The sequence below is a fragment of the Dactylosporangium darangshiense genome (assembly GCF_039537565.1).
GTDB lineage: Bacteria > Actinomycetota > Actinomycetes > Mycobacteriales > Micromonosporaceae > Dactylosporangium > Dactylosporangium darangshiense.
In genome coordinates this window covers 592,767-617,884 of the sequence record NZ_BAABAT010000003.1, presented here as the reverse complement: position 1 = coordinate 617,884, position 25,118 = coordinate 592,767, and the positions used below count along the sequence as shown (strand labels likewise).

Sequence of the window (25,118 nt, the reverse complement as noted above, 5' to 3'; positions counted from 1 at the left end):
GAACATGCTGCGGGCCGCGGGTAAGCACAACCCGCGGCCCGATGTAAGAACTTCGTCAGGCCCGCCCTACCGCGGCCGTCACCTCGACCTCCAGCAGCGCGCCCGGGCGGAACAGACGGGACACCTCGACGGTCGTGCTCGCCGGCGGCACGCCCGGGAACAGCTCGCGGCGCACCAGCCCGTACTCCGGCAGCATCTCCAGGTCGGTCACGAATGTGCGGATATGCACCACGTCGGCGAATCCGGCGCCGTGCGCCTCCAGGATGCCGCCGATCACGTCGAAGATGCGCCGCGCCTGCGCCGCCATGTCGCCCTCGCCGACGATCGCGCCGTCGTCGCCGACCGCGATCTGCCCGGCAAGGAACAGCAGCGACCCGCCGCCGGTGTCGACGCGCGCGACGTGCGAGTAGGGGCCCGCGGGCGGCGTCACGCCCGCCGGGCTGTCCAGGGAGACGATCATGCGTTCCTCACCAGCGTCGAGAGATCCTCATCCGGCAGTGCCCGGGCCAGCACCGCCCGTGCCGCGGCCGCCATCGGCAGGCCGGCCCCGGTGGCGGCGATGGCGAGGTCCACGTCCTTGGCGGCGAGGGCGTTGCTGAAGTGCGCGGCCGGCCCGCCGGGGACCAGGGTGCGCTCGGCGGCGACCGCGAGGGGGCTGTCCCGCAGTACCGAAACGGCATCCTCGCGGTCCAGTCCCACCGCTTCGGCGACGGTGAGCGCGTCGGCCAGCGCGGCGACCGCCGTCACCAGCGCGGTGTTGAGCACGAGCTTGACCGCGGCCCCCGCACCGGGCCCGCCGCAGCGCCGCACGCGCCCGAGCGCGGTCAGGATCGGTTCGACCCGCTCGACGTCGCCGTCGGCCCCGCCCACGAAGATCCGCAGCGTCCCGCCCGCGGCCGCACCGACGCTCCCGCCGACGGGCGCGTCGACCAGCCCGACGCCGGCGGGCAGTCCGGCGGCGATCCGGCGTACCGCATCCGGCCCGATCGTCGACATGTCCACCACGACGGTGCCCCGCCGGGGCGCGAGCTTCGCCAGCACGCCCTCCACCGCGTCCCCGTCGGTCAGCATCGTGATCACCACCTCGGCGTCGACCTCGGCGAGGTCGTCGACGAGCCGCACCCCCGATATGGGCGCCTTGGCCGTCCGGTTCCACCCGGCGACCCGGTGCCCGGCTGCGGCGAGTCGCCCCGCGATCGCGGCCCCCATATGCCCGAGCCCGAGCACAGCGATGTCGTTCATGCCCCGACGCTAGGGCGGCGCGTGCGATGCGGCCAACGAATGTCTCGCATGGATGCGATGCATAATCGGAATGTGCAGACGGAGATGCTCGAAGTCTTCCGCGAGGTCGCCACCCAGCGCTCGATCACCGGCGCCGCGGCGACGCTGCGCTACACCCAGTCGGCCGTCTCCCGCCAGATGGCCGCCCTGGAGTCCGAGTTCGGCGCGCGCCTCTTCGACCGCCTGCCGCGCGGCGTCGCACTCACCGAGGAGGGCCGATGCCTCCTGGCGCACGCCGAGGCCGTGCTGGACCGCCTGGCAGCCGCGCGCCGCGAGGTCCACGCCGTGCGTGACGCCGTGACCGGCCGCCTGCGGGTCGGCGCCTTCGCCACCGCGGACGCCGCAGTGGTACCGCGGGCAATGGCCCGCTTCCGCGCCGAGCACCCCGCCGTCGAGGTGTCGCTGGTCGAGGGCCTGACCGCGCGCCTGCTGGGTGCGCTGCTGTCGGGCGACGCCGACGTGGTCCTGGTCAACACGAGCGCCGACCGCCCCTTCACCGACGAGCGCTTCCGCCTGCACCACCTGGCCGACGAGCCGGTCCTCCTGGCGGTCCGGTCCGACCATCCCCTGGCGCGGGCCTCGCTGGTGCGCCTGGCCGACCTGCCGGGCGAGGCGTGGGTGGCCGGCTCGTCGCGCCCCGACGAGACGCTGCTGGGCGCGAGCGCACGGCTGGGCTTCGCGCCGCGGATCGACTTCGTGGTCCGCGAGTGGACCGCCAAGTTCGGCTTCGTGGCCGCGGGCCTGGGCGTCACGCTGGTCCCCGCCCTGGCCGCCGGCGTGGTCCCGCCCGGCCTGGCGCTGCTGCCGCTGGACCCGTCGGAGTTCCCGCCGCGCCTGGTCCAGGCGGCCACGCTGGCCGGCCGCACGGTCCCCGCAACGGTGGCCCGCTTCCTGGCGACCCTGCACGATGAGACGGTGGCCACACTGCGTCACGTTTCGCCGCCGGCCCCGTCCAACCTGCCATGACCATCCTCGTGACCGGCGCCACCGGAACTCTGGGCCGCCCCCTGATGCGCGAGCTCGCCACTCGCAACCTCGACGCCCGCGGCCTGAGCCGCCGCGCCCCCGGCTACACCCACGCCGACCTGCTGACGGGCGAGGGCCTCCCGGCGGCGTTGGCGGACGTCGACCTGGTGATCCACGCCGCGACGGACGGCCGCCGGGACGTCCGCGCGGCCGAGCACCTGCTTCGCGCCATGCGCCCCGACCAGCACCTCCTGTACGTCTCGATCGTCGGCGTGGACCGTGTCCCACTGCCGTACTACCGCCAGAAGCACGCCATCGAGTCCCTGGTCCGCGCGCGGGGCGGCTCGATCCTGCGCGCGACCCAGTTCCACGACCTGGTCTTCACGCTGGCGAAGGCCCTGACCGCGCTGCCCGTCGGCTTCTACCCGTCGTTCTCGATCCAGCCCGTCGAGGTCGGCGAGGTCGCGGTTCGCCTGGCTGACCTCGCCGCCACGCTCTCGCCCGGCAGCACCCCGGTCTTCGAGGACTTCGGCGGCCCGGAGATCCGCTCGTCGCACGACCTCATCCGCACGTACGTGGCCGCGTCCCACCGCCGCCGCGCCCTGCTGCCGCTGCGCGTCCCGGGCCGCATCTTCCGCGCCTTCCGCGACGGCGGCCACCTGGCCCCCGAACACGCCCTCGGCACCGTGACCTGGGAGGACTACCTGTCCCACCGCTCGCCTTCGACCGCCTGACCTCCTCTTGCGGCGCCGCTCCCGGCCGCGCGGGACGGTTTGCCGACAAGTCGGGCGCTCCGCGCCACGACTTGTCGCATTTATACCCCGACGAGCGATAAATCCGGCACAGCGTCCATAGTCGCCTGCCTGGCGATAAATCCGGTCAAGATGTGCGTGCGGAGCGAACCTGCGGCGCACGGGGGCGGGGCGAAGGTGCCGCGCACAGGCGGTGCCGCAGTGTGCGCGCTCGCGAAGCGTGCGGTGCTGGCCGGCGCGGCGCGGCGGCGTGCGGGCTGGGGACCAGGCGCGGTGGTGCAGGGTGCGGGGCCTGGGCGTGGTGGGCGTGGCGAAGGTGCCCCGTGCCTGGGCGTGGGCCAGCGGAGGGGCTAGGGCTCCGGGGCCGGCTCGGGGGCCACGGCGGGCTCGGGGGCCGGGGCGGCGGTGTGGCGGATGCGGCGCAGGCCCACCGCGGCCGAGACGCCCGCCGCCGCCACGTCCGCGATCGTGAAGAGCAGGCGCGAGACCAGGGTCAGGGCCCAGGCCGTCGGCCACGGCACGCCCAGGCCGGCCAGCGCGATCGCCATCAGGAACTCCCGCGCGCCCAGGCCCGACGGGGCCACGATGACGAACGTGCTGATGCTCATCGCCAGGGCCATGGCGAAGATGCTGCCGACGAGGCCGTGCACGCCGGGCAGGTGGGCGCGGACCAGGAACCAGATGTGCACGCCCGCCGCGAGGTAGCCGATCACGGTCCACATGCTCGAGACCAGCACGGCCCGCCAGGTGATGGGGCGGTCCAGCGCTGGGCGGCGCAGCAGGCGCATGGCACGGTTGACCAGGTAGGTCAGCAGGGGCGGGTAACAGCAGGCGAGGCCGAAGGGGAGGAGGATCACGGCGCACCAGACGGCGATCGCGGCGAAGGTCTGGTGCGACGTCGCGTCGGCGCCGTCGAACGCCACGCCGAAGCCGGGGGAGGTCAGGATCAGGCCGACCGTCACGCCCAGGCCGGTGATGACCGCGGAGCTGATGAAGACCTTCGCGCGGGACACGCCGACGCGGCGGCCCAGCTCCATCTGGACGACGTAGGCCCACACGGTGCCGGGGAGATACTTGCCCAGGGCGCCGACGAGCTGGATCGGGGCGGCGTCGCGGACGCGCAGGGGGTGGTCCAGGCTGCCGACCATCGAGCGCCAGGCCATCATCGTGGCCCACAGGCAGGCCACCGCGGCCGCCAGGGAGGCGCCGAGGGACGGCCAGGAGAGGCTGCGGAAGGTGGCGGACACGTCGGACCACTGCTGGACGGTCGTGGCCACGATGAAGTACGCGATGCCGAGCGCCGCCAGGATGCGCACCGCCTGGATCGCGCGGGCGCGCCACGGCTTCTTCACCACGGGTGTGACCTGACTGTCGCTCATCGCCGTGCCGGTGATCGTCTCGGGCGCACCACTCACGGTCGGTCACGCTAGCACGCCGTCCGGGCCCCCAAACGCGAGCGACCGGTCACCCGGGGCCGGGCGATCGGTCGGGCTTGGCGGCCATCTGCGACCAATAGGATGCGGAGCGGTCGCGACGTCAGAGGAGTCAGCGTGCGGTACGTGATCATCGGTGGGGGAATTGTCGGGCTCGCGACCGCGCACCGGCTGGTGCTCGACCGGCCCGACGCGCGGGTGACGGTCGTGGAGAAGGAGGCGGTCTGGGGTGCGCACCAGACCGGGCACAACTCCGGGGTGATCCACGCCGGCGTGTACTACAAGCCGGGCAGCCTCAAGGCCACGCTGTGCAAGGCCGGCAGCGCGTCGATGGTCGAGTTCTGCGCCGAGCACGGTATCGCGCACAAGGTGACCGGCAAGCTCATCGTCGCCACCGACGCGGCCGAGCTGCCGCGGCTGCACGCGCTGTTCGAGCGGGCACAGGCCAACGGGCTGCCGGTGCGGATGGTGGGGCAGGCCGAGGCGCGCGAGCTCGAGCCGGAGGTCGCCTGTGTGGAGGGCATCCACGTCGCCTCGACCGGCATCGCCGACTACAAGGCCGTCTGCGTGAAGCTGGCCGAGATCGCCGAGAAGGCGGGCGCGACGCTGCGGCTCAACACCGCCGTCGTGGGCATCCGCGCGTCCGAACGCGAGGTGGTGGTGCGCACGACGACGGGTGAGATCGTGGCCGACGTCCTGGTGAACTGCGCCGGGTTGCACGCCGACCGGGTGGCCCGGATGGCGGGGATCCGCCCGCCCGCGCGCATCATCCCGTTCCGCGGTGAGTACTACGAGCTGCGCCCGGATCGCCGCCACCTCGTCAACGGCCTCATCTACCCGGTGCCGGACCCGCAGTTTCCGTTCCTGGGTGTACACCTGACGAAAATGGTCGACGGGAGCGTCCACGCCGGGCCGAACGCGGTCCTGGCGATGGCCCGGGAGGGCTACACGTGGGGGAAGATCCGGCCCCGCGACGTGGCCGACGCCGCCACCTACGGCGGGCTGTGGCAGCTGGCGCGCAAACATCTGCGGTACGGCATCACGGAGGTCCGCCGTTCGCTGTCGAAGCGCCGCTTCGCGCAGAGCCTGGCCCGCCTGGTGCCCGCGGTGACCGCCGAGGACCTCGTGCCGGCCGAGGCGGGCGTGCGGGCGCAGGCGATCACGCCGTCCGGCGACCTCGTCGACGACTTCCTGATCGTCGCCGAAGGGCGCCAGGTGCACGTGCTCAACGCGCCGTCCCCGGCGGCGACGAGCTCGCTGGAGATCGCCAAGTACATCACCGCGCGCCTTCCGGTATAGGGTGCCCGCTGTGCGCCGGGTCCTGCTCGCCGTCCTTGCCCTCACCGCCGGGCTCGTCGCGGGCTGCGACGACGCCGGCGCCAACCCGTCCGCCAAGGGCCCGACCGCCCCGGCGGCCGACGCCGGCGGCGCCTGCCGGCTGCTGGACTTCGGCATGGTCAACGCGAAGCTGGGCCTGAACCTCAGCGTCGCCGCGGGGGCGCAGCAGGACAACACGTTCAGCTGCGTGCTGCAGGCCGCCGGGGCCAGTTACCCCGACCTGGTGCTGTCGGTGAGCACCACGACCATCGACAAGGACGTGTTCGGCTCGATGATCCAGCCGAAGGACGCGACCGCGGTCGAGGGTCTGGGCGTCACGGGGTACCAGATGCAGACCCCGGCCACCGAGAAGGCCGGCCCGGGCGTGGAGGTCGGCTGGCTGGCCGGCAACAAGCGGATCATCGAGCTGTCGTTGCGCCTTGCGCCCGGCACCGCCGACGACAAGGCCGCCGAGGCGGTGCCGAAGGTCGTGGAGCTGGCGAAGCTGATCGACCTCAGCAGCCTGTGAGGCCCGCGCGGCGGCGGGCGGCGGACAGCAGCCGCTCGGGGTCGCCGAAGTAGCGCCACGGCCACACGGTCGGGCGGTCACCGCCGCGCAGCAGGTGCGGCCGGGCCCGCCCGTCGTCGCCGGCCTGGTGGTAGAGCGCGGCGAAGGCCTGGTGCGCCGCCATCGTCCACGGGTGCGCGTCGTACCTGCCGCCGCCCGCGAGCAGCCGGCGCGCGGCGGCGTCGGTCTCACGGAGGACGTCCGGGTCGCCGAGGTACCGATATGCCCGCCACGCTCGCCCGAGCACGTTGCCGCGCAGGAGACCGTCGACGCAGCCCTCGATGTGCGCGAGGGCGACGAGGGCGTGCAGCGGATGCCCGTCCGGCCGGCCGGCCACCCGGGCGCGGGCGAAGGCGAGCACGCGGTAGGGCGAGCCGTACCACCGCCGCGTGTGCCCGACGAGGTGCCGGGCGTGGGCGAGGTAGAGGCCGGGCGCGAGGACGCAGGCCCGCTTGAACGCGTCGGCGGGCTCGGTGACGTGCAGCGGCGCCCCGATCACGACGCCGGCGAGCTCGCTCCACGGCACCGCGTCGTCCTGGTCCACCAGCGCCGCCTGCCGCAACGCCGAGCGCGCCTCGGCGACGAGCGCCTGCTGCGCGATGATGCGCCGGTCGATGCGTTTGTTGGAGCCGGCCGCATCGCGCACGCCCCAGGCCGCGGCGGAGAGTGTGGCGCCGAGCAGCAGCCACCGCTCGCCCCGGTACGCCTGTGTCTGCGCCAGCTCCCGCAGCAGCTCCAGCCGCGGCACCCCGCCGGCGCCGAGCACGCTGACGACCTGCTCCCGCCGGTGTACGTCGGGAGTGCCCGCGATCAGGTCCAGCGCCGCGGTCGCGTCCCCGTCGTCGGCCAGCGCGGTCAGCGCCTTGGCGAGGTCCTCGTCGCAGAAGGCAAGATCGATCCCCACGGCCTCAACCTAGGCAGGGTCAACCGGGCCGCTCGTCGTATCGTGCGCGCGCATCCGCAATATCACCCCGGTGCAGGCGGGCCCACCCGGCGAGCGCCACGAGGGCGGCCTGCAGCTCGACGGCCATCGGCGTGAGTGAGTACTCGACCCGCGGCGGCACGGTCGGAAAGATGGTCCGCACGACGAGCCCGTCGCGCTCGAGGTTGCGCAGCGTGAGCGTCAGCATCCGCCGGCTGATGCCGGGGATCGCCCGCTCGAGCCCGGAGAACCGGACGGGCCCATCGGAGGCGACGAGCAGGATGCTCACGCTCCACTTGGACCCGACCCGGTCGATGACGTCCTCGACGGAGCAGGCCGGCGGCCCGCACTCCGGCATGTCGTCCGGCCGGCGAGGAAACATGCTCTTCGCGCTATGCCGCCGCGACGAAGACCCGCGAGGCGACCTCCCGCGGCAGGCGGATCCGCTCGCCCTCGCGGTCGATGCTGACCCCGTCGCGCTCCTGCGCCACCGTGACGGTCGCACCCGGGTCGATGCCGGCGGTGTGCAGCTGGCGCAGCACGTCGGCGTCGGTCTGCACCGACTCGCAGATCCGGCTCACCACGACCGAGCCGGCCAGCCCCGGGAACGCCAGGTTGCGCTCCCGATCGGCCGCCTCGGAGGCGCCGCTGCCGGGCAGTGCCTCCAGGCCGGGGATCGGGTTGCCGTAGGGCGAGCGCGTGGGCCGCCCGAGCAGCTCGTAGACGCGGTGCTCGACGGCGTCGCTCATGACGTGCTCCCAGCGGCACGCCTCCTCGTGGGCCTGCTCGTAGGGCAGCCCGATGACGTTGACGAGCAGCAGCTCGGCGAGGCGGTGCTTGCGCATGACCGCGACCGCGTGCTCGCGCCCCTGGTCGGTGAGGGCCAGGTGGCGGTCGCCCTCGACGATGAGCAGCCCGTCGCGTTCCATGCGGGCGACGGTCTGGCTGACGGTCGGGCCGCTCTGGTGCAGCCGCTCGGCGATGCGGGCGCGCTTGGGCACGACGCCCTCTTCCTCGAGCTCGAGGATCGTCTTCAGGTACATCTCGGTGGTATCCACCAGGTCGTTAATGTGTCCCACCGTCCTTGTCCGGGGCACTACGCACAGGTGCCACAGCCGCCATGTCCATATCGCTCTCGTCCGCGTAGCGCCAGTTTAGTCCGGGGCCGAACCGACCAGCGCAAACGCGAGGCGCGTCGGTGACTTGGCCATCTATAGAGATTACCCGGTCATCCGACGACTCATCGAAACCGACATGTCCGTCAGTCCGCCGCGAGCCGGAATGGTCCGGGCTGTGCCGATCGCCACACTTCAGCACGGACCCGTCTTCGGCGCTGACCGCCCTCATCGCGCGCGCCGCCTAGAATGTGAGCCGGGTCGATGCGGGGGATTGGGGGCCGGTGGCGTTCGGGTCTCGGCGGCGGGCGCTGCTCGCCGCGTGCCGCGACGGGCGGGAGCTGCGCGGCGGGATCATCGACGCGGCGGTACTGCGGGACTGCTGCCTCGACACGGCCGGGACCGTCGACCCGAGGGGCCTGCGGCTGCGCGGCGTGCACGTGCGCGGGCGGCTGGACCTCGCCGGCTTCGATGCCGAGTTCCCGATCGCCTTCGCGGACTGCTCGTTCGACGAGGCGCCCGACCTGACCGGCGCCTCCGTGCGCGGCCTGGCGATCGTCGGCTCGCCGCGGCTGCCGGGCCTGATCGCCGACGGGCTGCGGGTGCGCGGCGACCTCGACCTGTCCGGCTCGCGGATCGCCGGCGCGCACCCGGGCGGCGGCAGCCGGGTGCCCGCGGCGGTGTGGCTGCGCGACGCCGAGGTGGGCCGCCGCCTGCTCTGCGTCGCCACGACCATCGACGCCGGCGGCGGCCGGGCGCTGGTCGCCGACCGGATCCGCGTGTCGGGCAACGCCCGGCTCGCCGGCGGGTTCGTCGCGACCGGATGCGTCCGGCTGATGGGTGCCGGCATCGGCGGCTCGCTGGAGCTGACCGGGGCCCGCATCGCCGCCGCGCGCCACGACGGGCCGAACGACCCGGGCGAGGTGGCGCTGGACCTCGGGGAGGCGTCGATCGGCGGTAGCGTGCTGCTGACCTCCTACGCCGACCGCGGCGACGCCGGTCGCGCGCGCATCGACGGGCAGGTCGCGGCCGCCAACCTCGGCGTCGCCGGGCGGGTCGTGATCCGCGGCGCCGTGCTGCGCGGGCCGGACGGGCAGGCCGCCGTGTCCGCGCAGCGGCTGGCGGTCAGCGGCGCTGTGAGCGTCGAGGGCGGGAGCCGGGTGCACGGCGGCCTCGACCTGTCGTACGGCGACCTGACCACGGTGACGATCGGCGGCGACTGCGCGATCGACGCGCCCGGGCGGCTCGCGCTCGGGCTCCTCGGCGCCGAGGTCCGCTCGCACGTGACGCTGGAGCCCGGCCTGACGGTCGCAGGCTCGATGCGGCTGGCCGGCGCGCGCATCCACGGCAACCTGGTCATGTCGGGCGTGACGCTGCGGTCGCCGGTACCGGAGCAGGGCCTGGTCTCGGCGCGGGCGGTGGCGATCGAGGGCGAGGTACAGCTGCGGCGCCTGACGACCGAGGGCGGGTACCTCAGCTTCCGGGGCGCGACGATCGGCGGCACCCTGGACGCGACCGGCGCGACGCTGCACAACCCGGGCGAGCGCACGATCAACCTGCAGCAGGCCGTCGTGCGCAACTCCGTGCGGCTGGTGGACGGGTTCTCCTCGACCGGGTTCATCGCGCTGAACCGGTGCGTGGTCGAAGGGCGGCTCAACCTGCGGGGCGGGCGGTTCGCCTGCCCGGGGCCGTCGGCGGAGAACCCCGGCGGGCACGCCGTGCAGGCCGTCGGGGTCACCGTGCGCGGCGGGCTGCATCTGCGCGGCGCGCGCATCGAGCCGAGCGTGGACTTCCGCAACGTGACCGTCAGCGTGCTCGACGACGAGCCGGACGAGTGGCCGGAGCGGTTCGTCGTGTCCGGGATGACGTACGAGCGCTTCGGGGACCTGCGCTGGGACCGGGCCGCCCGGCTGCGGTGGCTGGCCCGGCAGGCGGAGTACGACGCCGGGCCCTACGAGCAGCTGGCGCGGGTGTTCCGCCAGCACGGGTACACCTCGGACGCCGAGGCGATCCTGATCGAGCGCCGCCACCGGGAGCGCCGCGCCGCCCGCCGCCACCCGCTGCGCCCGCGCACGGCGCTGGACGCGCTCTACGGCTGGGCCGTCGGGTACGGCTACCGGCCGGGTCGCACGGCGTGGCTGCTGCTGGCGCTGCTCATCGCCGTGTCGGCGTCGCTGTACGTGCCGGGCGTGCGGGACACGCTGCGGGCCACCGACCCGCGCGGCAACGCCTACGCCGTCGACGGGCGGGTGGTGACCGTAGACGGGGCCGGCGCCGGCCCGGCGGGGGCCGACGCCGCCCCGTCCGCGCAGGCGCCGCGGGCCGACGCGTGCGGCGACGGTCAGGTGCGCTGCTTCAACCCGGTCCTGTACGCCGTCGACACCGTCGTGCCGCTGATCTCGCTGGGCCAGCGCTCCACCTGGTACGCGAGCCCGCACGCGCCCCTGGGCCGCCTCGCCGAGTGGTGGCTCAACCTGGCCACGCTCGCCGGCTGGGTGCTGAGCACGATGTACGTGTTGTCGTTCACGAGATTCGCCCGGTCCGTGTAGGCGCCGCGCGGTAGGTGAGCACGACGACCCCCGAGGCCATCGGCTCGCAGCCGGTCAGCTCGACGTCGGTGCGCGCGCCGCCGTCGGGCAGCAGCGCCCGGCCCCGGCCGAACAGGACCGGATGCACCAGGACGCGCCACTCGTCGACGAGCCCCTGCCCGGCGAGCGTCGCGATGAGGTCACGCCCGCCGTACACGACCAGGTCCTGGCCCCCGGCCCGCTTGAGCGCGGCGACGCCCTCGGCCGCGTCGCCCGCGATCGGGTGCGAGTTCTCCCAGGCGAAGTCGGTGAGCGTCGTCGACGCGACGTGCTTGGCCATGGCGTTGATCTTGTCGATGTAGGGCAGCTCGCCGGCCCGCGCGGGCCAGAGGTGGGCGAACGCCTCGTAGGTGCGCCGGCCCAGCACCAGGCCGTCGCTGTTCTCGAGCAGCTTGCCGTGGTACTGCGCCGACTCCTCGGTGTTGTACGGGACGGTCCAGTCCTGCAGGTCGTCAACGCGCCCGTCGAGCGTGGCGTAGGTCGAGACGATGAGCTTTCGCATGCGGTACCCCTCCGTGTCGGTTCTGCGCAGTGCAGACACCGGCCGGCGGGCAAAGGGGGCGCCCGCCCGTCAGAGGCGGCGCGGCCCGCTGTCGGGGCGTGGCTGGTGCGGTGCCAGCTCCGCGCTGGCGTGCAGCACCGCCAGGCCCGACGGGCGGGCCAGCACCGGGTTGAGCGTCAGCGCCGACAGCGCCGGCTGCTCGTCGACCAGCCGGCCGACGCGCAGCAGCAGGTCGGCGAGGGCGTCGAGGTCGACGGGGGCGGCGCCGCGGTAGCCGGTCAGCAGCGGCGCGGCGCGCGGCGCGCGGACCAGCGAGGCGGCGTCGCGGTCGGTGAGCGGGACCGGGCGCCAGGCGCGGTCGCCGAGCAGGTCGGCCGCCTCGCCGCCGAGGCCGAAGCCGACGACCGGGCCGAACGCGGGGTCGTCGACGACCTCGACCACGCACGCGACGCCGGGCGCGACCATCGGCTGGACGACGACCTCGACACCCAGGCCGAACAGGCGCTCGAGCTCGCGGTACGCCTCCTCGACCGCCGCCGCCGAGGTGAGGCTGAGGCGGACCGCGCCCAGGTCGATGCGGTGCCGCCAGGGCTTCGTGGCGACCTTGAGGGCGACCGGGTAGCCGACCTGCGCGGCGACCTCGGCGACCCGCTCGCCGGCGGCCCAGCGCGACGGCACGACCGGGATGCCGTAGGCGGCGAGCAGCTCGTCGGCCTCGCCGTGCTCGCCGGCGCCGGCCTCGGCGAGCCGGGCGGCGATCTCGGTCCCGCGGGCGGTGTCGACGCCGGTCAGGGCGGGCAGCGCGCCGACGGGCTCGCGGCGCCAGGCGGCGTAGCGGGCGACGCGGCCGAGCGCGCGGACCGCCTCCTCGATGGCCGGGAACAGCGGCAGGGCGGGCGGGTCGGCGTCGCCGTAGGTGGGCGCGACCGTGAACGACGGGTCGGCGGGCATGACGACGGCGATCGGGCGCGGCGCGCCAGCCGTGGACACGCGCAGCAGCTCGGCGACGCCGAGCTTGTCGTCCTCGGCGAGCGCGGGCGCGTACGCGGCGAGCACGACGTCGGCCCGCTCGTCGTCGAGGGCGGCGTGCACGGCCCGGACGAAGTCGACGTCGGACACGGCGGGGCCGAGATCGAGGGGGTACCCGTCCGCGACGCGCAGCCCGGCGGCGGGCGCCTTGGCGACGGTGAGCACGCCGAGGGCGGCGGCGTTGGTGACCACGGCGACGCGGTCACCGGCGGGCAGGGGGCGGCCGGCGATGAGCAGGCCCACGTCGAACAGCTCGCCGACGGTGTCCACCCGGATCACGCCGGAGCTGGCGAAGAGCGCCGCCACGCCGCGGGCGTCGGGGCCGACCGTGACGGCGTCCAGGGCCGGCGGGCGCACCGGGCTCGCCACCGCGGCGACCGGCTTGCGGCGGGCCAGCTCGCGGGCGATCCGGGCGAACTTGCGCGGGTTGCCGAAGGTCTCCAGGTACAGCAGCACGGCGTCGGTCTGCGGGTCCTCGCGCCAGTACTGCAGCGCGTCGTTGCCGGACACGTCGGCGCGGTTGCCGGCGGACACGAACGTCGACAGCCCGAGGCCGCGCCGGTCGGCCTCGGCGAGCAGGGCGGTGCCCAGGGCCGCGGACTGGCTGAAGAACCCGACCCGCCCGGCGCGCGGCAGCAGCGGCGCGAGGGTGGCGTTGAGCCGCACGCCCGGGTCGGTGTTCGCGACGCCGAGGCAGTTGGGGCCGACGAGGCGCATGCCGTGCTCGCGCACGGCCCGCAGCAGCGCCGCCTGCGCCTCGGCGCCGGCCGGCCCGGACTCGGCGAAGCCGGCCGAGACGACCACCAGGCCGTGGACGCCGGCCGCGGCGCAGTCGGCGACGACGGCGGGCACCGCGTCGGCGGGCACGGCGACGACGGCGAGGTCGATTCCCGCGGTACCGCGCAGAGACGTGACGGCGGGCAGGCCACCGACCACCGGGGCGGACGGGTGGACCGGGACCAGGTTGCCGGCGAAGCCGGCCGCCTTGAGGTGCGCCAGGAGCGCGGCGCCGATGCCGGAGCCGCCCGAGCGGGCGCCGTAGACGGCCACGCCGCGCGGGTTGAGCAGCCGGGCGATCGAGCGGGCCTCGGCGTGCTGCTCGCGGGCCTGCTGCACGCGCAGCGAGTCGGGGGTGGCGGCGATCGGGAACCACAGGTGCACGACGCCGTCGGCGAACTGGCGCTCGATGTGGAAGCCGGCGGCCATGAACACGCGCAGCATCGCTTGGTTCACCGGCAGCACGTCGGCCTCGAACTCGGTGATGCCCTCGGCGTCCGCCGCGGCGACGAGGTGCTCGATCAGCACCGAGCCGATGCCCCGGCCCTGGTGCGCGTCCTCGACGACGAACGCGACCTCGGCCTGGTGGGAGCCCGCGCCGAGCCGCTCGTAGCGGCCGACCGCGATCAGCTCGCCGGCGTGCTCCACCACGAACGCCTCGCGGTCGTGGTGGTCGACGTTGACGAAACGGTCCAGGTCGCGCTGCGGGATCCGCGGGTACGCCGCGAAGTAGCGCAGGTAGCGCGTGCGCTCGGAGAACCGGGAGTGCAGCGCGACGATGCGCTCCGCGTCGTCGGGCCGGATCGGTCGCAAGTGGACGGTGGTCCCGTCCGACAGCAGCACGTCGGCCGCCCTGGCCGAAACGTCGTTCACCCGCATAGTTTCCCACTCGATTGCGTTACGGTGTCTCGCATGATGCTGACCCCGGCGGATGTCAAGGCCCTCCGGTTTGCCAAGGCGCCCTTCGGCAAGCGCGGGTACGACGAGGACGAGGTCGACCAGTTCCTCGACGTGGTCGCCCGGACACTGGCCGCCCTGCAGGACGAGATCGCCTCGCTGCGCGACGCGGCGCTGCAGCCCGCCTCCTTCGGCACGTCCAAGGCGGCGGAGACCGAGATGCTCGCGGAACTGGACCGCATCAAGCAGCGCCTGACCCGCCTCGAAGCGGCCGTCGTCCGCGGCTAGGCCCTCCGGACATGCTCCTCACGAGAACCTGATCCGGACCGGGCTCGTCGCGGCGGGCTGCGGCGCGAACGCGAAGGCCGTCAGGGCCCCGCGCACGACGCTCAGGGTCTCGGCGCCGACCAGGTCCAGCCACTGCCGCTCGGCCGCGGCCCCCGCCGCCCGCATGGCCTCGACGGCGCGCACCCCCTCGGCGGTGAGGGTGAGCCGCCGGCTGCGCGCGTCGCCCTCGTTCGGCTGCCGCTCGAGCAGCCCCTCCGCCACCAGCGTCGCGCAGATCTTGCTGATCGCCTGCGTGGTCATCCCCAGCCGGTCGGCGAGCTGCGTGACGGTGTCCAGCCCGTCGCCGATGAACAGCACTGCGAGCGACTGCGACGGGGTGAGGTGCCCGTACCCGGCGCCGGCGAGCTCACCGAGGACCTCGCGCACCATGCGCTCGCAGCACACGGCGAGCAGCATCCCCAGATCGGCCTCGGTCCGCGCACTCATGCGATGACCCTACAGACCTTGACTAGGTAACTCGATTACGTATCTAATTTGCGTAATCGAGTTACCTAGTTTTGGGGGTGCACATGGACATCCAGGGGGTGGACGTGGCCGCGCTGCGCGGCGACGCCAAGGGCCTGGCGCTGTTCTTCATGCGCGCTGGCAACTGCGCGATCTGCCTGCGTCACGTGCGGGCGCTGGCCGGGCTGGACCTGCCCGGCCGCGGCGTGGCCGTGGCCGTGGTGGTCCCCGGCGGGCCGGCCGAGGCCGAGCGGGTGCGGCGCGTCGCGGGCGCGCTGCCGGTCGTGTCGTCGGCGGGCGCGGCCGCGCACCGCTCCGCCGGGCTGGACCGGACGCTGCTTGTCCAGCACAGCGGGACGGTGCTCATCGACGCGCAGGGCGAGGAGCGGTACCGGCTGGCCGCCACCCTGCCGACGGGCAGCTTCGACGCCGCCGCCCTGACCGCCGCGGCCGACCGCCTGTAGCCGCGGGTCAGTCGCGCGGGTCGTGCGGGTCGAGGCCGAAGAACGGGAACACGGCGTTGCGGGTCGCCATGATCGCCCGGTCGACCTGCGAGGGCGTGTCGCCCGGTATCCACGGCGTCCAGTCGGTCGAGCCGCCGTCGGTCATGGTCTCGGGCAGCGGATGGTCCGGCCGGCGCGCCGTGGCCAGGTCCAGCCAGTCCTGCGGTATCGGCAGCGCCGGGTCGAGCGGCTCGCCGGTCAGCACCGCCAGCAGGTGGGTCCAGGCCCGCGGCACGCACTCGACCAGCGCGTACCCGCCCCCGCCGCTGGCCACCCACCGGCCGCCCGCGACCTCCTCGGCGAGGTCGCGCAGGGCGAGGTACGCCGCGCGCTGCCCGTCGACGGTGAGCCAGAGGTTGGCGAGGGGGTCGTGGCGGTACGTGTCGGCGCCGCACTGCGTGAAGAGCAGCTGGGGCGAAAAGGCCCGCAGCACCCCTGGTACCACGGCGTGGAAGGCTCGAAGCCACAGCGCGTCGTCCGTCCCGGGCGGCAGCGCCACGTTGACCGCCGACCCGGGCGCGCCCGGCCCGCCGGTCTCGTCCGGAAACCCGGTCCCCGGGAACAGCGTGCGCGGCGACTCGTGCAGGCTGATCGTGAGCACCCGCGGGTCGTCGTAGAAGATCTCCTGCACCCCGTCGCCGTGGTGCACGTCGATGTCCACGTAGGCGACCCGCTCCGCGCCGAGATCGAGCACCCGCTTGATCGCCACGGCGGGGTCGTTGTACACGCAGAACCCGGACGCCCGCCCCGGCATGGCGTGGTGCAGCCCGCCGGAGATGCTGACCGCCCGCCCGGCCTCGCCGCGCCACACCGCCTCGGCGGCCCGCCGCGTCGCACCCGCGATCAGCGCGCTCGCCTCGTGCATCCCCGCGAACGTCGGATTGTCGGTCGTCCCGAGCCCCATGAGCGCGACGCGCCGCCCGGTGGAGGCCGCCTTCACCACCGCGATGTAGTCCGGATCGTGCACGGTGGCGAGCATCTCGTCGGTCGCCGCCTCGGCCCGCTCCACCGCCACGCCCGGCCGGTCGAGCACCCCCAGCTGCCGCGCGAGCGCCATGGTCAGCTCCACGCGCACGGGATCGAGCGGATGATCCCCCATGTCGTACCCCAGGAGCCGTTCGTCCCACACCACCAGCGTGCTCACGAGCCGTCGCCCTTCGCGACGGTACGACCGGGATCGGTGATCCAGTGGCTCCAGGACCCCACGTACAGCGCCGCCGGTGTGCCCTGTTCGTAGAGCGCGAGCACCAGCTGAGCGGCGGTGACGCCGGACCCGCAGTAGGCCCCGATGCGCTCCCCTCCGACCTCGACGGCCCGCAGGAACCCGTGCTCGTCGACCGTCTGGGCCGCGGGCAGGTTCAGCGCACCCGGGATATGCCCCGCGACGGGATCGACGGGTTCGATCTCCCCGCGGTACCGCTGCGCAATCCTGGCATCGAGGAGCACATTGCCCGGATCGGCGGCCTCGTCCGCGGTCCACACCGGCATCCCGCCGGGCCGCACGTCGACGTCCCCCGGCACCGGCTCGGGAACGTCGGCGGTCGTGGCCAGGCCCGCGGCGACCCAGGCGGCGAATCCGCCGTCGAGCACGCGGACGTCCTCGACGCCGGCCCATCGCAGCGTCCACCAGGCCCGGGCGGCCGCGCCGGAGGGGTTGGGCCCGCCGCCGTCGTACACCACGACCGGCCGCCCGCCGCTCACCCCGAGCCGCCGCAGCGCCGCCTCGAGCGCCGCGGGCTCGGGCAGCGGATGCCGCCCACCGTCTCCCGGCGCACCGCAGAGGTCCTCATCGAGGTCCGCGAACACCGCACCGGGCAGATGCCCGGCCGCGTATGCGACCCGCCCGTCCTTGGCGAGACTCCAACGGACATCGAGCAGCGTCGGCGGCTCATCACCCTTGATCAGCTCAGCGAGCGCGGCGACACCCAGGATCGCCCGATTGCCTGTCACGCCCCAATCTTGTCGCACGCGCCGGCGGAACATGAGGCGGGGCTGCGGGCAGTCATCGGTATGTTGCACATCATGGCCGATCCGGACGGGGGCCCGCGGACGTCGGGGACCTGTTCGACCGGTACGGGCCGAGCTGCGCCGCTACTGTGCGGGCCGCGTCGGGGTGAGCCTCGCGGAGGACATCGTCGCCGAGACGTTCCTCATCGTGTACGAGCGGCGGGATCGGCTCGGCGACGGGCCGGTGCGGGCCTGGCTGTACGGCATCGCGACCAACCTGCTGCACCGGCACCGGCGCACCGACGTGCGGGCGCTGCGCGTCCTGGCGCGAACCGGGCGGGACCCGCTCGTGGCCGATGTCGCCGAATGGGCGGTGGACCGGGCCGACGCGGCCGTGATGGGCCGGCGGCTCGCTGCAGGTGGACTACCGTGGCGCGGGCCGCATCCAGGAGCAGCGACTCACCACGTACGAGTTCGTGGCCGCGTAAGGAGATACACGGATGGAGCTGGTGGAGGACCTCGCCGGCGAGGACCGGCAGCGCGCCTCGGACCGGCTCGTCGCAATGGGGGAGGCGGCGGTCGGCCCGGTGCTCGCGGTGCTGTGCGACGAGCGCTCCCCGGTCGAGTGGAGCACGGCGGCGCTGGTGCTGCAACGCATCGGTGAACCGGCGCTCGAGCCCCTCGTCGGTGCGCTGGCCGCCGCCGCGACGACCGAGGTGGCGCGGCGGTGCTCGTCGACGCTCGGCGGGCTCCGGGTCGCCGACGGCGGGCGGTTCGCGGCGCTGCTGAGCCACCCCGCGCCGCGGGTGCGCGAGAGCGCCGCCTCCGCGCTGCAGGATCTGCGGGCGGACGTCGAGCCGTACCTGCCGGCGCTCGCCGGGGTTCTCGACGACCCGGACGAGGCCGTGCGGCGACGGGCCCGGCTGGCGATCGAGGCGGCGGGGTGGCTCGCGGTACCGATGCTGCGGGAAATCCGGCGGGGAACGGGGCGGCGGCGGACTGCGGCGCTCACCACCCTCGCCGACGTCGGCGGGTGGGACGCGTTGGACGAGGCCGACCGGCGCGCAGTCGCGCGGCTCATCGAGATCAAGGCCGCGCGCGAGGCGCCCGCGCCGATGCACCTGTGCGGCTCCTGGTTCGCCGTGCCGACCGCCGACCAGCCCGCCGTGCTCGACGCGTTCGGGCTCGCCGAGCCGCGGGCGGTGACGATGCGCCTCGGCGGGTCGGCCTGGACCCGCGACCACCACGGCTGGTCGTCCGTCCCGCACGCCGAGTGCCGGCGCACGTACGTCACGCCGGCCCTGGACGGCTGGACGCTGGTCTTCGGCAAGATCCCCGCCGTCGCGCACGCCGCCCCGGCCGACAGCGAGACGGTCTGGCGCGACGAGGTCCGCGCCCGCTGCGCCGCGCTGAGCGCCCGCTTCGGCGCGGCGCACTGCTACGGCGCCAGCTGCGGCGACGGCTGGACCGCCTGGTGCCTCGCCGAGGACGGCGAGGTCATCCGGTTCTACGACGCCTTCGAGCCCGGCGACCAGACCGGCGAACCTCACCCGGCCGAGGCGGGCCTGCGCCTGCCGCACATCAGCGCCTTTCCGATGGAGGCCTTCGAGGGGGTACCGCGCGAGGGGATCGCGGAGCGGTTCCGCGAGATTCAGCGCACCCTGCCCGCCCAGGCCCACGCCACGACGCTCGCGGCGCGCTTGTCGGTCGACCCGTCGGCGCTCGGCCCGCACACCACCGTCGCGGGCCGGGCCGTGCTCGCGCTGACCCCTTGCGGCCTCGCCGAGCCCAGCACTCCGGGCGCCCTGGCCATCTGACGTCACCGGTTCGGCGGGCGGCGTTCCGCGCCCCGCCGCCGCCGGGGCGTGACCGGGCCCGAGCCGGCCGCCGCGCTGCTGGACCTGGTCTGCGCCGCCGACGGCGGTGGCCCGGTCGCGATCGCTGGTTTGCACGGCACCAACGGCTTCGGCAAGTCGAGCCTGGCCGCCTGGCTCGGCCAAAAGCCGCGCGTCCGCGCCCGCTTCCCGGGCGGCCTGCTGTGGGGCACGATCGGCGAGCACACCACCGGCGCCCAGGTCGAGGACTATGGCGCCACGGCCGCCTGGGCCCTCACCCAGGTCGCCGAGCGCCTCGCGGTGGGGGGCCCGGCGGGCCTCGACCTCGACGACCCGCAGCAGCGCGGCCGAGCGGTGCCGCGGCGCCGGACGGGTCCTGGCTCGCCAGCACCGATGAGGGTGGAACCTTGCGCGTCTGGGACCCGCGCTCCGGCACGAGGGTTGCCGTTGCCTGTGCCGGCGGCTCGGGCGGGCTGCACGGGTTCGAGCTGGTCAGCTCTCCATGGCGATCTCCATCAGGGTGCCGGTGGTGTCGAACTTGACGGCGATCAGGTTGTCCGTCAGCTCGCGGCCCGTCGTGTAGTCGAAGACCGCGTTGTGGGCGGGGGCGTCCGGGTACAGGCCGATGCGCACCAGGTGCAGGCGGGCGATGAACGACGCCGCGTCCAGTGACGACGGGTCGGAGGTGCCGAGGGCGGCGGAGCAGGCATCGTCGTCCAGGTCGTCCACGTGGTGGGCCAGGTAGTCGCGGACCGTCGAGTCCGAGGCCGGCCAGTCGTCGTGCATCGCGGCGCGGGCCGTGGTGTCGAAGAACGGGAGCTGCGCGGGGAAGCGGGAGACGGAAGCCAGGCGGGTCGGTGTCATCGTGGCGCCGTCGAACCAGACGTTGAGGACGACCTCGCGGGCGGCGAAGGGGAGCGTGGTCTCCCAGGAGCACTCCGGGTCGGCGGGCTCGTACGTGATGGTGCCGATCGTCTCGTTTGTCACCGTCTGGGGCATGGGGACGATCGTAGAGACGCGAAAGGCCGCCCCGGAGGGCGGCCGTATCGCTATGAGGAGCTCAGCTGGCGTAGGCCTCGAGGCGCTTGGCGCGCGACGGGTGGCGCAGCTTGAGCAGCGTGACCTTCTCGATCTGGCGGATGCGCTCGCGCGACAGGCCGAACTCGCGGCCGACCTCGTCGAGGGTGCGCTGGCGGCCGTCGTCGAGGCCGAAGCGCAGGCGGATCACGGCCTGCTCGCGCTGGGAGAGGGTGGACAGGACGATCTCCACCTCGGAGCGCAGCATGCCCTGGGAGACGCTGTCGCCCGGCTCCTCGCGCGGGTCGATGCGGGCCACGAAGTCGCCGAGGGCGCTCTCGCCGTCCTCGCCGACGGCCTGGTCGAGGCTGACGGGCTCGCGGTCGTAGGAGATCAGCTCGATGACCTGGTACTCCTCGATGCCCAGTGCCGCGGCAATCTCGGCGACGACGGGCTCGCGGCCCAGGGTGGCGGCGAGGTCGCGGCGAACGCGGACCATGCGGTTGACCTGCTCGACCATGTGCACCGGGATGCGGATGGTGCGGGCCTGGTCGGCCATGGCGCGGGTGATGGCCTGGCGGATCCACCAGGTGGCGTAGGTGGAGAACTTGTAGCCCTTGGTGTAGTCGAACTTCTCGACGGCGCGGATGAGGCCGAGGTTGCCCTCCTGGATGAGGTCCAGGAAGGCCATGCCGCGGCCGGTGTACCGCTTGGCGATGCTCACGACCAGGCGAAGGTTCGCCTCGAGCAGGTGGGCCTTGGCGGCGCGCCCCTCGCGGACCACGATCTCGTACGTGTTCATCCAGGCCGGGTGGACCATGCCGGTGGAGAGCTTCTCCTCGGCGTACAGGCCGGCCTCGATCTTCTTGGAGAGGTCGACCTCCTGCTCGGCGGTCAGCAGCTTGGTGCGGCCGATGGTGTTGAGGTATGCGCGAACCAGATCCGCTGAGACGCCCGTGTTGTCGAGTGCGCCGTGCTCCTGCTCGTGCTGGTCGTCGGCCTCAACGTCGACGGCGTTGAACTCCGTGGTGTCGCTCAGCGGCTGGGCCACTTTCGCTCGCCTCCCGTGGTTTGACAAGTGGCGCGATCATTCCTGCGAGAAGTAGCTTCGCTGAGCGGGCGTGAAGTGGCGGTGAGGCGACGTCGCCGTGGCACGAAACCGTGAGTCTCAGATCTCCAGCAACACCGTCCGCGGTCCCACGTTCACGCTCTCGACGAGCATGTGGGTGCGAAATCGCCCGGTTTCGACCGTTGCGCCCCGGCTTCGCAGGGCGGTGCAGAAGTCCTCGATGAGGGGTTCGGCGGCCTCCGGACGGGCCGCGGCGATCCACGTCGGTCGCCGGCCCTTGCGTGCGTCGCCGTACAAGGTGAACTGCGAGACAACGAGCAGTGGCGCGCCGGTGTCGGCGGCCGATTGTTCGTCGTCGAGGATGCGCAGCTCGTGCACCTTCCGGGCCAGTGTTCCGGAAATTTCCGGAGTGTCCGAGTGGGTGACGCCGACGAGGACCAGCAGGCCGTCCTCGATCGCGCCGACCACCTCGCCGTCGACCGTCACGCTGGCGCGGCTGACGGTCTGCACCAGCGCCCGCATCAGGCGGGTGCCGGCAGCAGGATGCCGCGCTCGACGAGGTGCGAGACCAGCGGGACCGCGACGTCGGCGAGCACCTCAGGGGGTACACCATGCGCGGCCGCCAGAAGATCCACCTGTGCCTGCAGGGTGACCGAGCCGTCGCACGCGCCGATGAGCGTCAGGGCGACCGGGTCGACCTCCTCGATCCACCGCAGCCCGTCGGGCAGGACCAGCAGCTGCCGCTCCACCTCCCAGCCCTCCGCGCCGAGCCCGGCCTCCTGGCGCAGCCGCAGCCCGGGCGCGGCGGCCAGGCGACTGGACAGCAGGTCGGCGCGGCGCAGGAAGTCCTGCCGGTCGAACCAGTCGCCGATGAGCGGGCCGAGCGCGCCGTCGACGCCCTGGCGCAGGTCCTCGATGCGCACGGTGGGGTCCTCGTGCCCGGCGGCGCGCAGGGTGATCAGGCCGAAGCCGACCGCGTCGACCTTCTGCGCGTCGAACCAGTCCAGCCATGCCGCGGCCAGGGCCGGCTGGCTCGCCGGGTCCTCGGAGGCGTCGGCGAGCCACAGGTTGACGTACGCGAGGGGGTCGGACACCTCGCGCTGGATCACCCAGGCGTCCAGGCCCGTGCCGGCGAGCCAGTCGTTGACGCGGTCCCGCCAGTCCTCGCCGCCCACGTGCAGCCAGTTGGCCAGGAACTGCATGTGCCCGCCGTCGGCGAGCAGCCCGGGCGCGGCGGCGACGAGCTCGGCGCAGACGGCATCGCCCGGGCGGCCCGAGTCGCGATAGGTGTGCGCGGTGGTGCCGGGCCCGGCCACGAACGGCGGGTTGCTCACGACCAGGTCGAAGCGGCGTCCGGCGACGGGCTCGGTGAGGTCGCCGCGCAGCAGCTCCCAGTCCAGGCCGTTGAGTGCGGCGGTGGTGGCCGCGAAGCGCAGGGCCCGCGGCAGCACGTCGGTGGCGGTCACCCGCTGCGCGTGGGTGGACAGGTGCAGGGCCTGCACGCCGCAGCCGGTGCCGAGGTCGAGCGCGGTGCCGACCGGGCGGCGCAGCGTGGCGGCGGCGAGGGTGGTGGAGGCGCCGCCGATGCCCAGGACGTGGTCGCCGGGCAGCGGGCGGCCGGGGCGCATGCCGGCGGAGAGGTCGGCGACGACCCACCAGTCGCCGTACGGCTCCAGCTCGATTGCGGCCCGCAGCCCGTCGCCGTCGGCCTCCAGCAGCGCAGCGGCGTCCTGCAGCGGCAGCGGGGCGAGCGCGGCGGCGACCCGGTCGACCGGCTCGGTCTGCCCGCAGACGAACAGCCGGATCAGGGTCGCGAGGGGGCCGCCCTGCGCCTCGGTGACGCGCAGCGCGGCGCGGAAGTCGTTGCGCGCGCACGCCGCCGCGGCGTCCTCGCCGAGGTGGTTCTTGATGCCGTCCGAGGTGTACCCCGCCGAGGCGAGCGCCTCGCGGAGCCGGGCCAGTGCGGTGGTGTCCAGCAGTGCGTCCACACCGAACATCCTGGTACTTCAGCGTTGGTCGATGCCTATGCAGGCCACGACCCGGGACGCGTCCTCGGTCAGGAAGAGCTGGAAGTGCGTCGGCGGATTTTCGATCTTGGCCTCGCCGACCCGCAGGGGCCGGTCGCCGGAGGTCTCGAGCTCGGCGATCGCCTCGGCACTGCCGAGCATCGGGTTGCCGATCTTCGCCATGTGCTGCGCGCGGCGCGCGTAGCTGCGGGCGAGCTGGTCGGCGGGCAGCGTGTGGTCCCACACCACGTATTCGGCGCCGGCGCGGATCGCCGCGCGGCACGCCTCGAAGGCCGCTCCGGGCTCCTCGGCGAGGAGCCGGAGCAGTGCTTCACGCTCCATGCTCAATATGACCATAAAGCAGGACGTTCTGCCAATGCTCAGCCGCAGTTCTGCAGCTGCTTGCGGACCTCCGCCGGCGCCTGCTCGCACTTGAGGCCGACGAACGCCCAGCGCTGCTGCGCGGTGACGAACTGGAACAGGATCACCGCCCGGTCGCCCTCGGTGCGCGCGGTGGCCCAGCCCTGCGCGCAGCTGACGTCGGTGAGCCCCTTGCCCAGCTGGACGGCGGCCGCCGCCTCGCCGTTCGCGGTGAGGGCCTTCTCGAGGGCGGCCGCGTCGACCGGGCACCCGCTGGGCGGGGACGCGCCGGGCTTGAGCGGCGCCGGCCCGGTCTGCGGCAGCAGGGACGTCTGGTCGGGAGTGGGCACGACCGGGGCGGCGGGCCGGGGTGATCCGCCGGAGCAGGCCGCAAGGGTGGCGGCCGCCCCGGCGAAGACAGCGAGGAGTGTGTATTTCACCCCAGCAATCTACGACACTCTATGGGCTAGTTCTGGCAGCCCTTGAGGTGTGTCGCGACGTCCTCGGGCACGGTGTCCCGGCAGACGCCGTCGGTGCCGCCGGAGACCGCGGCCCATGCCTTCTTGGCGCTGTCGTACTTGAACAGCACCGTCGCCGGCTCGAGGTTGGTCGGCTGCGCGACCGCGGTGGCCCAGCCCTCGTAGCAGCTGACGTCCTTGAGGCCCTTGCCCAGCACGATCGCCGCGGCGACCTTGGGGTTGGCCTTGAAGGCCTTCTCCAGGGTGGCCACGGTCGCCGGGCAGCCCCCGGCCGCCGACGACTTGGCCGAGGGCGCCGCGCTGCTGGGCGCGGCCGCCGGTGCGCTCGACGCGGGGGCCGCGCTCGCCGCCGGGGCGGCGCTGTCGACCGGCTCGTCGTCGGAGCAGCCGGCCAGAAGGGTCGCCAGGAGCAGGCTCGGCAGGGCGACCGGTAACGCGATGCGTGTATTCACATGCGGCATCGTGAGGCCTGGCCGATCGGCACGCTTGTCGGTATCACGACACGCCTTCGAGGAAGCGGCCGAGCACCTCCACCACCAGCGCATGATCGTCCGCCTGCGGCAGCCCTGACACGGTTACGACACCGACGACGCCCACATTGCGGACCCGGATGGGGAACGCGCCGCCGTGCGTGGCGTAGTCGGCCGGGTCGACACCGTAGCCGGCGTCGAACGTGGCGCCCTTGGCCGCCAGGCGCCGCCCCACCAGGTACGACGAGGCGTGCAGCCGCTCCACGACGCGGATCTTGCGCTCGATCCACCGGTCGTTGTCCGGCGCGGTGCCGGGCAGCGCCGCGTGGAACAGCTGCTGCCCGCCCCGGCGCACGTCCACCGTGATCGACAGCCCGCGCTCCCGCGCCACCTCGACCAGCAGGCAGCCCAGCGTCCACGCGTCGTCGTTGTCGAACCGGTCGAGCACCAGCCGCTGCTCCTGCGCCTCGAGCTCTGCGATCAGCTCCTGCAT

The 25,118-nt window shown here is 74.0% G+C and carries 27 protein-coding genes and 1 pseudogene; 9 read left to right on the top strand and 19 right to left on the bottom strand.

The window, feature by feature from the left end; translation table 11 throughout:
* Positions 1 to 55 precede the first annotated feature (55 nt).
* Both ABD901_RS09595 and ABD901_RS09590 read right to left on the bottom strand, forming a co-directional pair.
* On the bottom strand, positions 56 to 460 hold the full coding sequence (locus ABD901_RS09595; protein ID WP_345123467.1) for a RidA family protein: 405 nt from the start codon (positions 458 to 460) through the stop codon (positions 56 to 58).
* A complete protein-coding gene (locus ABD901_RS09590) occupies positions 457 to 1,242 on the bottom strand; it encodes an NAD(P)-dependent oxidoreductase (RefSeq protein ID WP_345123465.1) in 786 nt (261 codons plus the stop codon). The genes ABD901_RS09595 and ABD901_RS09590 overlap by 4 nt, the downstream gene beginning before the upstream one ends.
* Before the next feature lie 72 nt (positions 1,243 to 1,314).
* Between ABD901_RS09590 and ABD901_RS09585 the strand changes: the two genes are divergently transcribed.
* Together ABD901_RS09585 and ABD901_RS09580 are read left to right on the top strand one after the other, a co-directional pair.
* On the top strand, positions 1,315 to 2,247 hold the full coding sequence (locus tag ABD901_RS09585) for a LysR family transcriptional regulator (RefSeq protein WP_345123463.1): 933 nt from the start codon (positions 1,315 to 1,317) through the stop codon (positions 2,245 to 2,247).
* On the top strand, positions 2,244 to 2,981 hold the full coding sequence (locus ABD901_RS09580; RefSeq protein WP_345123461.1) for an SDR family oxidoreductase: 738 nt from the start codon (positions 2,244 to 2,246) through the stop codon (positions 2,979 to 2,981). The genes ABD901_RS09585 and ABD901_RS09580 overlap by 4 nt, the downstream gene beginning before the upstream one ends.
* A 368-nt stretch (positions 2,982 to 3,349) precedes the next feature.
* On the opposite strand, the gene ABD901_RS09575 is transcribed toward ABD901_RS09580, so the two are convergent.
* Positions 3,350 to 4,414: a lysylphosphatidylglycerol synthase transmembrane domain-containing protein gene (locus ABD901_RS09575; RefSeq protein WP_345123459.1), complete on the bottom strand. Its 1,065-nt coding sequence runs from the start codon at positions 4,412 to 4,414 to the stop codon at positions 3,350 to 3,352.
* A 135-nt stretch (positions 4,415 to 4,549) separates the two neighbouring features.
* Between ABD901_RS09575 and lhgO the strand changes: the two genes are divergently transcribed.
* Together lhgO and ABD901_RS09565 are read left to right on the top strand one after the other, a co-directional pair.
* Positions 4,550 to 5,731, top strand: a complete 1,182-nt coding sequence (gene lhgO, locus ABD901_RS09570; RefSeq protein ID WP_345123458.1) for an L-2-hydroxyglutarate oxidase — start codon at positions 4,550 to 4,552, stop codon at positions 5,729 to 5,731.
* A 10-nt stretch (positions 5,732 to 5,741) separates the two neighbouring features.
* Entirely contained in the window at positions 5,742 to 6,278 is a 537-nt protein-coding gene (locus tag ABD901_RS09565) for a hypothetical protein (RefSeq protein WP_345123456.1), read from the top strand.
* On the opposite strand, the gene ABD901_RS09560 is transcribed toward ABD901_RS09565, so the two are convergent.
* The 3 genes from ABD901_RS09560 to ABD901_RS09550 are packed head-to-tail and all read right to left on the bottom strand — an operon-like array spanning position 6,265 to position 8,309.
* The gene (locus ABD901_RS09560) at positions 6,265 to 7,221 is read right to left on the bottom strand and encodes a hypothetical protein (RefSeq protein WP_345123454.1); all 957 of its coding nucleotides are present in this window, start codon (positions 7,219 to 7,221) and stop codon (positions 6,265 to 6,267) included. The genes ABD901_RS09565 and ABD901_RS09560 overlap by 14 nt on opposite strands.
* Before the next feature lie 19 nt (positions 7,222 to 7,240).
* A complete protein-coding gene (locus tag ABD901_RS09555) occupies positions 7,241 to 7,621 on the bottom strand; it encodes a winged helix-turn-helix transcriptional regulator (RefSeq protein ID WP_345123451.1) in 381 nt (126 codons plus the stop codon).
* 10 nt (positions 7,622 to 7,631) lie between these two features.
* The gene (locus tag ABD901_RS09550) at positions 7,632 to 8,309 is read right to left on the bottom strand and encodes an iron-dependent transcriptional repressor DtxR (RefSeq protein WP_345123609.1); all 678 of its coding nucleotides are present in this window, start codon (positions 8,307 to 8,309) and stop codon (positions 7,632 to 7,634) included.
* Between the two features lie 329 nt (positions 8,310 to 8,638).
* Between ABD901_RS09550 and ABD901_RS09545 the strand changes: the two genes are divergently transcribed.
* The gene (locus ABD901_RS09545; RefSeq protein WP_345123449.1) at positions 8,639 to 10,903 is read left to right on the top strand and encodes a translocation/assembly module TamB domain-containing protein; all 2,265 of its coding nucleotides are present in this window, start codon (positions 8,639 to 8,641) and stop codon (positions 10,901 to 10,903) included.
* Here ABD901_RS09545 and ABD901_RS09540 read toward each other — a convergent pair.
* Both ABD901_RS09540 and ABD901_RS09535 read right to left on the bottom strand, forming a co-directional pair.
* Positions 10,878 to 11,444 carry a dihydrofolate reductase family protein gene (locus ABD901_RS09540; protein ID WP_345123447.1) on the bottom strand — a complete coding sequence of 189 codons (567 nt, stop codon included), beginning with the start codon at positions 11,442 to 11,444 and terminating at the stop codon, positions 10,878 to 10,880. The two genes, ABD901_RS09545 and ABD901_RS09540, sit on opposite strands and share 26 nt — an antisense overlap.
* Positions 11,445 to 11,513: 69 nt before the next feature.
* The gene (locus ABD901_RS09535) at positions 11,514 to 14,123 is read right to left on the bottom strand and encodes a bifunctional acetate--CoA ligase family protein/GNAT family N-acetyltransferase (protein ID WP_345123445.1); all 2,610 of its coding nucleotides are present in this window, start codon (positions 14,121 to 14,123) and stop codon (positions 11,514 to 11,516) included.
* 39 nt (positions 14,124 to 14,162) lie between these two features.
* On the opposite strand from ABD901_RS09535, the gene ABD901_RS09530 reads away from it, so the two are divergent.
* The gene (locus ABD901_RS09530) at positions 14,163 to 14,435 is read left to right on the top strand and encodes a DivIVA domain-containing protein (protein ID WP_345123443.1); all 273 of its coding nucleotides are present in this window, start codon (positions 14,163 to 14,165) and stop codon (positions 14,433 to 14,435) included.
* An 18-nt stretch (positions 14,436 to 14,453) separates the two neighbouring features.
* Here ABD901_RS09530 and ABD901_RS09525 read toward each other — a convergent pair whose 3' ends face one another.
* A complete protein-coding gene (locus ABD901_RS09525) occupies positions 14,454 to 14,921 on the bottom strand; it encodes a MarR family winged helix-turn-helix transcriptional regulator (RefSeq protein ID WP_345123441.1) in 468 nt (155 codons plus the stop codon).
* Between the two features lie 83 nt (positions 14,922 to 15,004).
* Between ABD901_RS09525 and ABD901_RS09520 the strand changes: the two genes are divergently transcribed.
* Positions 15,005 to 15,403 carry a hypothetical protein gene (locus tag ABD901_RS09520; protein WP_345123439.1) on the top strand — a complete coding sequence of 133 codons (399 nt, stop codon included), beginning with the start codon at positions 15,005 to 15,007 and terminating at the stop codon, positions 15,401 to 15,403.
* Positions 15,404 to 15,410: 7 nt separating this feature from the next.
* On the opposite strand, the gene ABD901_RS09515 is transcribed toward ABD901_RS09520, so the two are convergent.
* Positions 15,411 to 16,541 carry an acetoin utilization protein AcuC gene (locus tag ABD901_RS09515; protein ID WP_345123607.1) on the bottom strand — a complete coding sequence of 377 codons (1,131 nt, stop codon included), beginning with the start codon at positions 16,539 to 16,541 and terminating at the stop codon, positions 15,411 to 15,413.
* Positions 16,542 to 16,582: 41 nt separating this feature from the next.
* Positions 16,583 to 17,392 carry a sulfurtransferase gene (locus ABD901_RS09510; RefSeq protein ID WP_345123437.1) on the bottom strand — a complete coding sequence of 270 codons (810 nt, stop codon included), beginning with the start codon at positions 17,390 to 17,392 and terminating at the stop codon, positions 16,583 to 16,585.
* 31 nt (positions 17,393 to 17,423) lie between these two features.
* Between ABD901_RS09510 and ABD901_RS58990 the strand changes: the two are divergent.
* Both ABD901_RS58990 and ABD901_RS09505 read left to right on the top strand, forming a co-directional pair.
* A pseudogene (locus ABD901_RS58990) lies at positions 17,424 to 17,681 on the top strand (RNA polymerase sigma factor); the annotation flags it as partial.
* 208 nt (positions 17,682 to 17,889) lie between these two features.
* Positions 17,890 to 19,206, top strand: coding sequence for a hypothetical protein (locus ABD901_RS09505; RefSeq protein WP_345123435.1), 1,317 nt, complete (start codon positions 17,890 to 17,892; stop codon positions 19,204 to 19,206).
* A 510-nt stretch (positions 19,207 to 19,716) separates the two neighbouring features.
* Here the strand turns inward: ABD901_RS09505 and ABD901_RS09500 are convergent.
* The 8 genes from ABD901_RS09500 to ABD901_RS09465 all read right to left on the bottom strand — a co-directional run bounded on the left by ABD901_RS09500 (position 19,717) and on the right by ABD901_RS09465 (position 25,118).
* Positions 19,717 to 20,223, bottom strand: coding sequence for a DUF2004 domain-containing protein (locus ABD901_RS09500; RefSeq protein ID WP_345123433.1), 507 nt, complete (start codon positions 20,221 to 20,223; stop codon positions 19,717 to 19,719).
* 61 nt (positions 20,224 to 20,284) lie between these two features.
* The gene (sigB, locus tag ABD901_RS09495) at positions 20,285 to 21,292 is read right to left on the bottom strand and encodes an RNA polymerase sigma factor SigB (RefSeq protein ID WP_345123431.1); all 1,008 of its coding nucleotides are present in this window, start codon (positions 21,290 to 21,292) and stop codon (positions 20,285 to 20,287) included.
* A 117-nt stretch (positions 21,293 to 21,409) separates the two neighbouring features.
* Positions 21,410 to 21,832: a D-aminoacyl-tRNA deacylase gene (dtd, locus tag ABD901_RS09490; RefSeq protein ID WP_345123430.1), complete on the bottom strand. Its 423-nt coding sequence runs from the start codon at positions 21,830 to 21,832 to the stop codon at positions 21,410 to 21,412.
* A complete protein-coding gene (locus ABD901_RS09485; protein WP_425556670.1) occupies positions 21,832 to 23,307 on the bottom strand; it encodes a DUF7782 domain-containing protein in 1,476 nt (491 codons plus the stop codon). The genes dtd and ABD901_RS09485 overlap by 1 nt, the downstream gene beginning before the upstream one ends.
* A 9-nt stretch (positions 23,308 to 23,316) precedes the next feature.
* Positions 23,317 to 23,658 carry a hypothetical protein gene (locus ABD901_RS09480; protein ID WP_345123425.1) on the bottom strand — a complete coding sequence of 114 codons (342 nt, stop codon included), beginning with the start codon at positions 23,656 to 23,658 and terminating at the stop codon, positions 23,317 to 23,319.
* Between the two features lie 38 nt (positions 23,659 to 23,696).
* A complete protein-coding gene (locus tag ABD901_RS09475) occupies positions 23,697 to 24,116 on the bottom strand; it encodes a hypothetical protein (RefSeq protein WP_345123422.1) in 420 nt (139 codons plus the stop codon).
* Between the two features lie 26 nt (positions 24,117 to 24,142).
* Positions 24,143 to 24,607: a hypothetical protein gene (locus tag ABD901_RS09470; protein ID WP_345123419.1), complete on the bottom strand. Its 465-nt coding sequence runs from the start codon at positions 24,605 to 24,607 to the stop codon at positions 24,143 to 24,145.
* A 43-nt stretch (positions 24,608 to 24,650) separates the two neighbouring features.
* Positions 24,651 to 25,118: a heme-degrading domain-containing protein gene (locus ABD901_RS09465; RefSeq protein WP_345123417.1), complete on the bottom strand. Its 468-nt coding sequence runs from the start codon at positions 25,116 to 25,118 to the stop codon at positions 24,651 to 24,653.

Bases quoted from the DNA above. Each gene is read 5' to 3' on its own strand.
- ABD901_RS09595 (WP_345123467.1), bottom strand. From the start codon at position 460: ATGATCGTCTCCCTGGACAGCCCGGCGGGCGTGACGCCGCCCGCGGGC.
- ABD901_RS09590 (WP_345123465.1), bottom strand. From the start codon at position 1,242: ATGAACGACATCGCTGTGCTCGGGCTCGGGCATATGGGGGCCGCGATC.
- ABD901_RS09580 (WP_345123461.1), top strand. From the start codon at position 2,244: ATGACCATCCTCGTGACCGGCGCCACCGGAACTCTGGGCCGCCCCCTG.
- ABD901_RS09555 (WP_345123451.1), bottom strand. From the start codon at position 7,621: ATGTTTCCTCGCCGGCCGGACGACATGCCGGAGTGCGGGCCGCCGGCC.
- ABD901_RS09540 (WP_345123447.1), bottom strand. From the start codon at position 11,444: ATGCGAAAGCTCATCGTCTCGACCTACGCCACGCTCGACGGGCGCGTT.
- ABD901_RS09530 (WP_345123443.1), top strand. From the start codon at position 14,163: ATGATGCTGACCCCGGCGGATGTCAAGGCCCTCCGGTTTGCCAAGGCG.
- ABD901_RS09525 (WP_345123441.1), bottom strand. From the start codon at position 14,921: ATGAGTGCGCGGACCGAGGCCGATCTGGGGATGCTGCTCGCCGTGTGC.
- ABD901_RS09520 (WP_345123439.1), top strand. From the start codon at position 15,005: ATGGACATCCAGGGGGTGGACGTGGCCGCGCTGCGCGGCGACGCCAAG.
- ABD901_RS09515 (WP_345123607.1), bottom strand. From the start codon at position 16,541: ATGGGGGATCATCCGCTCGATCCCGTGCGCGTGGAGCTGACCATGGCG.
- ABD901_RS09505 (WP_345123435.1), top strand. From the start codon at position 17,890: ATGGAGCTGGTGGAGGACCTCGCCGGCGAGGACCGGCAGCGCGCCTCG.
- ABD901_RS09500 (WP_345123433.1), bottom strand. From the start codon at position 20,223: ATGCCCCAGACGGTGACAAACGAGACGATCGGCACCATCACGTACGAG.
- dtd (WP_345123430.1), bottom strand. From the start codon at position 21,832: ATGCGGGCGCTGGTGCAGACCGTCAGCCGCGCCAGCGTGACGGTCGAC.
- ABD901_RS09485 (WP_425556670.1), bottom strand. From the start codon at position 23,307: ATGTTCGGTGTGGACGCACTGCTGGACACCACCGCACTGGCCCGGCTC.
- ABD901_RS09480 (WP_345123425.1), bottom strand. From the start codon at position 23,658: ATGGAGCGTGAAGCACTGCTCCGGCTCCTCGCCGAGGAGCCCGGAGCG.
- ABD901_RS09465 (WP_345123417.1), bottom strand. From the start codon at position 25,118: ATGCAGGAGCTGATCGCAGAGCTCGAGGCGCAGGAGCAGCGGCTGGTG.